This is a genomic window from Streptococcus oralis (genome assembly GCF_001075875.1).
GTDB lineage: Bacteria > Bacillota > Bacilli > Lactobacillales > Streptococcaceae > Streptococcus > Streptococcus oralis_I.
In genome coordinates this window covers 1-321 of sequence record NZ_JUOS01000009.1, presented here as the reverse complement: position 1 = coordinate 321, position 321 = coordinate 1, and the positions used below count along the sequence as shown (strand labels likewise).

General features: G+C 42.1%; 1 protein-coding gene. It reads left to right on the top strand.

Translation table 11 applies throughout. From position 1 onward, the window contains the following. Window positions 1–321 (top strand): hypothetical protein (locus tag ADM33_RS00355; protein WP_049502691.1); only part of this gene is annotated, 321 nt, incomplete at both ends.

Below are 321 nucleotides of genomic sequence, written 5' to 3'. Positions count from 1 at the left end.
ATCGATACAACTAAGTTCGCCTTCGGACGTTACTACAAGTTCGACATCCCAACAACAGTGAAAGCTGATGTGGCAGCTGGTGTAGATATCGAAAATACTGCGGCTCAAGTAGTCAACTACTACAACCCAACTACGAAGAAAGTTGAAAAACCAAGCAAACCAACTGAAAAACGTGTGAATAGCGTACCAGTACAAGTAGAGTTCAACTTCACTAAACGCTTGGAAGGCCGTGAGCTTAAAGCTAACGAATTCAGCTTCGTCCTTAAAGATTCAACAGGTAAAGTTGTTGAAACTGTAACGAACGATGCATCTGGAAACGTT